Genomic DNA, 4194 nt, shown 5'->3' on the forward strand with positions numbered 1-4194 from the left:
CGTGTTAACATCTTTTCCTCCAATTAAGAACATTATATCTCTTAACTGGGTTGGTCGCTTCTATTAGACCATGTCATGATTTCATCATGTCGCTTATTATTCGTAACAAAATTAAACCATTTATCACTGATCCAACTTAATTGATCAAAATTATTGGCAACTATGGGAATCATTTTTTGCTTGCTCTGACGATGCTTGATAATAAAGGATGCTGCCTGCTCAAGTGATTTATCTTGAGATGCAGAGCACAATGTTAATTGTTCCAATAATTGGAAAAGTACATACCGCTTGTTTTGATAGAGCTTTACCATAAAAGGCAAATAATTATTTCCTGAATGCGCTAAATACTGCTCACATTGAGTAATAGTGCCTTCTTTATCTTCCGGGAAGTTTTTTTCAATTTCATTCAATCTTTCTGCGTGAGAGCCGGTGACCATTGATGCTGATAACACGTTATAAAGAATTTCAACTAATCGGTCTGTTTCATTTTTCTTGGTTAATGTGTAAGCATCTAATTCCTGACTGGCTTCATGTCTCATTTTGCGCATCCAGCGAATTAAAACACTTGCGATGCTGTCCAGACCATTTGCTAGTTTAAAATGAAGCATGGTAATCGCTAAAGCATAACGTTTATCTTGTCTTAAGTCCTTCATGTCTGAGCTACCTAACGCCGTTGCTTCTTCAATTAATTGCTCTAATCGGTGAGCAGGAATTTCATCAATAGAAGCTGGAGCTTTAGAGCGCCAATCTTTTAATTGAGTTAAATTCTCAATGAAGGTTTTGACATTTTGAGTAGTTGGCGCTTTCATTTCCTGTTTTAAATAAGCCCATCGAGTTGTGGCATTATCTGGCGCAAGTGCTGTATCAAATAATGTATCGAGAAAGATTTTTGACTCATCACCAAGCTTGGCGGTGATTCGTTCATATAATTTAGTACTGGTAAGAGCTCTGGCGGCTCGTGCCATTCGCTCTAATGTAGTAAAACCAGGCAACTCAAATCGTTCCTTGACTAGCGTTTCAATCATATCATTAATAATATCCACCAACCCTTCTTTAAAAACAGCAGACTTTAATGCACTTTGTTTCATACAATACCGTTGCTTATGCTCATCATCTGATATGTTAAGAAACTGCAGAATAATTTTTCGATGTCTTTTTTTGGATCTTGGCGCATAACCTATAAGAACCGGATTATCAGAGCCTCCTAAGGCGTTGGAAACATAGCTGATGATTGCTTCAGGAACATCTTTCAGATTAATTGCATAACCTAAACATTGATAACATTTCAATGTGACCATAAAACCTAACTTATTAATTACTGATGCTGAGCGGGTGCTATTTTCCATCAGCATTATTTCATCGAACGTCGGCTTGAAGTTTTTCTCAAGCTCTGTTGGAGTAGGATTTGGTTTTAATCTTGGATAGGCGGTCTCATGTATTGCAGTCATATTAAATTTTGGTTATCTTTACATCGGCCGAAAACAGTAGAATTAATCAATCAGGCAAAGCGACGACAGATTGATGTGATTATTGTTTGGAAGTTGGATCGATGGGGTCGTTCTGTAAATGACCTTTTTCATACTCTAAATGAACTTAATAGTCTTGGTGTAGGGTTTATCTCATTAACAGAAGCATTAGATTTAACTACAGCAACAGGAAGAGCTATGGCAGGACTACTGGCAATTTTTGCTGAGTTTGAAAGAGAAATTTTAAGAGAACGTGTTAAAGCGGGTATTGCCCATGCCAGAAGCAAAGGTAAATCTCATGGACGCCCCGCAACTGCTAAAATATTAGCTGATCAAGTGTTGGATCTTAGCTCAAAGGGATTAAATAAATCGGAAATTGCTAAGCGTTTGAAAATAGGAAGAACCTCGGTAAGAAGAATCTTATTATCTGTAAATACTAAGCAGGATCAACTAACATAGCTTATCGAGAATGACTACTGCTTAAGCTCTTTTTTCCTTTCCCTTGAGTTAATTTCAATCCGTCGCGTATATTTAATCCCAACAGAATAAGATTGGTCGCTCCTGCAATAAGTTCAATTGCTTGCACTATGTAGAATGAAGTATCAAACTCTCCTGAGCTTGCTTTTGATGCGAGAAATAATGCGCTAGGAATAAGAACTAGAATGCCGTTTGCAGCAATAAATGGCATTCGTTTCAACTTTTTGCCAATGACTCCAGATCTACGGCCCTTCGCGAGAGAAATGCCAGAACCACCAACAGTAATCAGCGCAGGTATTAGCACAAAAAATCCCCATGGAATCATTGTCTTAACTAGAGCTATTGTGTTATGAGTTCCAAATAACTCAGCTATTATTGTTGAAAGCCAAAAAATTGATATTGTAAGCATTGCAATCATGCCTGCTAAAGGATGAATAATTCTGGTCATAATTGTCGTTCCTTTTGATTAAGCTACACAAATACCCGGTGCAGATACTTTCTGGAACAGATGCGGGGTAGCAACAGTAGAAGATGGATAAGCCGAGAGTTTAGATATAAAGTCTGGGTGAGAAAATGCTGCTCTAAAATCAGCTGTTGTTTCCCAAATAGCATAGTTCAAATAGGTTAGGCTCTCTCCAAGAGGACGCAGCAGTGACATGGTTGTCTCCTTTAAATATGGTGCTATAATTACATTATAGCAAATAAATTCTAATATGACATCATTATGTCATATTAATATTATGGTGATAAATGGAAAAACGAACTCCTGAAGGCAAGGCATTGACTGAACTTATTTTAGATCTCTTCAGACTTAATAGTCGTATTCTCACTGCAGGAGATAGATTGGTTTCCAGCATTGGTTTAACGAGTGCCCGATGGCAGATTCTCGGAGCAATTGTAGAGGCATCTCAACCACAACCAGTTTCCTGGCTTGCTCGTGATTTAGGAGCTAGTCGTCAAAATGTACAACGTATTGTAAATGATTTGCATAAAGAAGGTCTGGTTATATTTGAACCAAATCCACATCATCAACGAGCAAAGCTTATTATATTGACTGATAAAGGTCGGGAAATTTTTGAAGAAGCGATGAGCTTGCAAACTCCCTGGATCAACCGTCTTTCTATAGGCCTTTTAGAGAGCGACATTCAATCAACACATAAAGTTCTACGTTATTTATGTCATAAATTATTAGAAACCACTTCTGAACAGGACTGATTTGGCAATAAGCTCAAAAGAATGGTTGTGTTAAAAATAAACAGGAAACGGTCCTTTTCGTCAGGATCCCGGCCGACCCTCTATATAACATCCCATTCTTTTTACTCAATTATGGTATTATTTAGATTATCAATGGTGCCATATGAACGATTCATACAAAAACTTAGATCCAGAAACTCTTTTAAATAATTTATATTTACTATATTAGCTAAATAAGTAAACACTTGGCTATTATTTGAGAAAATATTTAATTTTGTATTTGATATTACTTTATGCTTAACCCATTTATGAGGGGTAGCAGCTGTTGGCATTTTTTCATAATCTATAACCCATATTTGAGCATTTGTTACAATAAGGGGCATTATATGTACTGGATATTGAGGTGTAACACTTGTAAGAGCCGAAGACACCACACATAGAGCATTTGAAATTTGGTTTTGAGCCTTATAAAAATTATTTTCTATGTCATTTTTTGATAATTTTTTTAATTGGGATTGTTCTTTACTAAAAAAATCACCAGTAAATGTGCAAAAACGGTCCGTTCCACCAAACCCCATTATTCTGCTATTGTGTTTGCCTATTTCTCTTCGACTATAAAGTAATTCTGAATCATCAGGATCCTTAATAAGGATCAACATTGAATTACTCGCAGTCCCCTTGCATTCTACTAAGAAAATTCGATCATCTAACTCTGCCTGAACGTCAAGTTCTAGGGGCTCTCCCTCATAATAGTACAATTTATTAATTTCAGTTGAATATCCTTTCTCTTGAAAAAAATTCTTAGTTTTAAATTCCAAATTAAATCCATATTTCTCAGCTGCAATAATAACCAAATCTTTATCAGAAGTATTCACCTTTATCTCCTTTAATTAGCTCTCCACAAGAACTTCAATAGGGTTAAAAATAAGAGAAGAGTGACTGCATATTCCACTCCATGCCGATCAAAGATTCCATTTTAAGCCGATCAAAGATTCCATTTTAAGCCGATCAAAGATTCCATTTTAAGCCGATCAAAGATTCCATTTTAAGCCGATCA

6 protein-coding genes are annotated in these 4194 nt (G+C 36.4%); 2 read left to right on the top strand and 4 right to left on the bottom strand.

All coding sequences use genetic code 11. From position 1 onward, the window contains the following. Positions 1 to 41: 41 nt before the first annotated feature. On the bottom strand, positions 42 to 1448 hold the full coding sequence (locus tag ACQY7T_RS06710; RefSeq protein WP_428412179.1) for a DUF4158 domain-containing protein: 1407 nt from the start codon (positions 1446 to 1448) through the stop codon (positions 42 to 44). Here ACQY7T_RS06710 and ACQY7T_RS06715 point away from each other — a divergent pair. Continuing rightward, positions 1434 to 1925 carry a recombinase family protein gene (locus ACQY7T_RS06715; protein WP_428412180.1) on the top strand — a complete coding sequence of 164 codons (492 nt, stop codon included), beginning with the start codon at positions 1434 to 1436 and terminating at the stop codon, positions 1923 to 1925. The two genes, ACQY7T_RS06710 and ACQY7T_RS06715, sit on opposite strands and share 15 nt — an antisense overlap. Before the next feature lies 1 nt (position 1926). Here ACQY7T_RS06715 and ACQY7T_RS06720 read toward each other — a convergent pair whose 3' ends face one another. Next, on the bottom strand, positions 1927 to 2391 hold the full coding sequence (locus ACQY7T_RS06720; RefSeq protein WP_428412181.1) for a hypothetical protein: 465 nt from the start codon (positions 2389 to 2391) through the stop codon (positions 1927 to 1929). Between the two features lie 18 nt (positions 2392 to 2409). Beyond that, positions 2410 to 2601 (bottom strand): antibiotic biosynthesis monooxygenase family protein, encoded by a 192-nt coding sequence (locus ACQY7T_RS06725; protein WP_428412182.1) that lies wholly within the window; start codon positions 2599 to 2601, stop codon positions 2410 to 2412. A 92-nt stretch (positions 2602 to 2693) separates the two neighbouring features. Here ACQY7T_RS06725 and ACQY7T_RS06730 point away from each other — a divergent pair, with 92 nt between their 5' ends. After that, on the top strand, positions 2694 to 3158 hold the full coding sequence (locus tag ACQY7T_RS06730) for a MarR family winged helix-turn-helix transcriptional regulator (protein WP_428412183.1): 465 nt from the start codon (positions 2694 to 2696) through the stop codon (positions 3156 to 3158). A gap of 101 nt (positions 3159 to 3259) precedes the next feature. Here ACQY7T_RS06730 and ACQY7T_RS06735 read toward each other — a convergent pair whose 3' ends face one another. Next, the gene (locus ACQY7T_RS06735; protein WP_428412184.1) at positions 3260 to 4012 is read right to left on the bottom strand and encodes a hypothetical protein; all 753 of its coding nucleotides are present in this window, start codon (positions 4010 to 4012) and stop codon (positions 3260 to 3262) included. Positions 4013 to 4194 lie beyond the last annotated feature (182 nt).

Origin of the sequence: Legionella sp., from assembly GCF_965140895.1 — a bacterium.
Classification (GTDB): Bacteria; Pseudomonadota; Gammaproteobacteria; order Legionellales; family Legionellaceae; genus Legionella.

Excerpts from the sequence above, each read along its gene's own strand:
- ACQY7T_RS06710 (WP_428412179.1), bottom strand. The coding sequence starts at position 1,448 with ATGACTGCAATACATGAGACCGCCTATCCAAGATTAAAACCAAATCCT.
- ACQY7T_RS06715 (WP_428412180.1), top strand. The coding sequence starts at position 1,434 with ATGTATTGCAGTCATATTAAATTTTGGTTATCTTTACATCGGCCGAAA.
- ACQY7T_RS06725 (WP_428412182.1), bottom strand. The coding sequence starts at position 2,601 with ATGTCACTGCTGCGTCCTCTTGGAGAGAGCCTAACCTATTTGAACTAT.
- ACQY7T_RS06730 (WP_428412183.1), top strand. The coding sequence starts at position 2,694 with ATGGAAAAACGAACTCCTGAAGGCAAGGCATTGACTGAACTTATTTTA.
- ACQY7T_RS06720 (WP_428412181.1), bottom strand. The coding sequence starts at position 2,391 with ATGACCAGAATTATTCATCCTTTAGCAGGCATGATTGCAATGCTTACA.